Origin of the sequence: Okeania hirsuta (assembly GCF_003838195.1) — a bacterium.
GTDB classification, from domain to species: domain Bacteria; phylum Cyanobacteriota; class Cyanobacteriia; order Cyanobacteriales; family Microcoleaceae; genus Okeania; species Okeania hirsuta.
This window is the reverse complement of sequence record NZ_RCBY01000522.1, coordinates 1-2,062: the sequence shown is the minus strand read 5'-3', so window position 1 is coordinate 2,062 and position 2,062 is coordinate 1. Positions and strand designations below refer to the sequence as shown.

The window sequence follows — 2,062 nt, the reverse complement described above, 5'->3', positions numbered from 1 at the left end:
GCGAGGAGACCCGTTCTTGCAGACCCGCTCCGAAGATCGCCATCCCACCCTTCGGGAAGCTACGCTAACGACCGCTTTTTCCCCTTAAAAGGGGAGGCTTTAAACCAGAATTATTTAATAATTAATAATTAATAATTAATAATTAATTCTTCGGTAAACAGCTATTAGGAGTTAGCTCTGATATAGCAATTCCCAAAAAGAGTGAGGTACAAAACTCTAGGCTTTAGGCAACAGGCAATAGGCAATAGTGAAGTCAAGATAAAAGTATACCTCAAGCTTACTGAGAAACGCTATATATTTAACGAATTAAGCAAGCATTCGCTTAAGTTCTACTACATTTTTAACTAGAAAATTGAAGCACAAGAACTACGAGCTTTAATTGTCAATTAAAGGTAATGAAGCTGATAGCTGAAGTCCTGAATGCTGACCGCTGAATGCTTATAAAAAAACTGCAAACTAAGAGAAAAATTTGGTAAAATTTAAGTTACTAACTGTCAATTCCAGCGCAACAAGACTCTCTCCTTAAAGACAGTATTTAAATGAAAATAGACTTTAAGGGCAAGGGAGGCAACTGTTGTAGTAAGACAATTAATAAAGCTTTTTACGATCAAAGCTTTTATCGTAAACTAAAAGTAATAGCTGATGGCTGACAGCTGAATGCTTACAAAAATTGAGGTAAAAAAACATGGCTTATGTAGCTGTAAAAGGTGGAGAAGAAGCAATCAAAAATGCTGAAGCACTATTGCAAGCTTTACGGCGGGGAGACCCCAATATTTCTGAACTAAGTTTAGAGCAAATTAAACAACAACTTACCCTCGCAGTTGATAGAGTTATGTGCGAAGGTGCCCTATATGATCGAGACCTAGCTGCTTTAGCAATTAAACAATCATGGGGGGATTTAGTTGAAGCAATATTTTTATTAAGAGCATATCGAACTACTTTACCAAGACTTTATTATAGTCAACCATTGGATACTATCAAAATGAAGATTCGACGGCGAATTTCTGCAATATTTAAAGATATTCCCGGAGGTCAATATTTAGGACCAACTTTTGATTATATTCATCGACTATTAGACTTTAAATTAGCTGCGGAAGGAAATAACTATACTGCTCCTCAAAGCCAAAATTTAAACTTAGATGAAAACTTTCCTAGAGTAATGAATATTTTAGAGAAAGAAGGATTAGTTTATGAGGAAAAAATAGAGGATGATAAACAACCTTATGACTTAACAAGAAAACCTCTAAAATTACCCGCAGAGAGAGACGCGAGATTACAAAATTTAGCTCGTGCAGATGAGGGTTTTTTACTTAGTTTAGGGTATTCAACTCAGAGGGGTTATGGTCGTACCCATCCCTTCGCCGGAGAAATAAAAATGGGAGAAGTAGAAGTTGTTATTTGTCCAGAAGAATTGGGTTTTGAAATAGCGATCGCTGAGATTACTATTACTGAAGCTGAAAATGTAAATATGTTTACAGGTAGTAAGGAAGCAGCACCACAACTTACCCGTGGTTACGGTTTAACTTTTGGCTATAACGAACGAAAAGCAATGTCAATGGCGTTAGTGGACCGTGCTATGCAAGCTAAAGAATTGGGGGAGGAAATACAAGGACCTGCTCAAGACCCGGAGTTTGTTTTGTATCACTCAGATAATGTTCAAGCTCAAGGGTTTGTACAGCATTCAAAATTACCTCACTATATTGATTTTCAAGCAGAAATAAATTTAATTAGAAAGCTGCGGAAGGAACACATTTAATAATGAATAATGAATAATTAACAATGAATAATTAACAATTAATTGCTGAGGCAAAATTAATTACCTAATTTGACTCCCTAGTATTAATTAGTTGATAATTTAAGTGTCGTCTAAGTTAAGAATTCTTTTTTCACTCTTGGTATTAGGTGGTAGGTAGTCAACAATGAATAATGAATAATGATTGAAGAAGGAGACAGGAGACAGGAGACAGGAGACAGGAGGAAAATTACATGGGGATTCTAACCCCAAGTAATTTTGAACACCGTGTAGACGGTGGGGTATTAAACCCACAAAGAAAATGATAAT

At 36.0% G+C, this 2,062-nt stretch carries 2 protein-coding genes; one reads left to right on the top strand and one right to left on the bottom strand.

Annotation, left to right across the window (positions count from 1 at the left end; all coding sequences use genetic code 11):
- The first annotated feature begins 685 nt into the window (after positions 1 to 685).
- Complete coding sequence (locus D5R40_RS32460; RefSeq protein WP_124146792.1) at positions 686 to 1,756, top strand: carbon-phosphorus lyase complex subunit; 1,071 nt, start codon at positions 686 to 688, stop codon at positions 1,754 to 1,756.
- A 99-nt stretch (positions 1,757 to 1,855) separates the two neighbouring features.
- Here D5R40_RS32460 and D5R40_RS38650 read toward each other — a convergent pair.
- On the bottom strand, positions 1,856 to 2,062 hold a 207-nt coding region (locus D5R40_RS38650; protein WP_205127830.1), incomplete at its 5' end, for a hypothetical protein.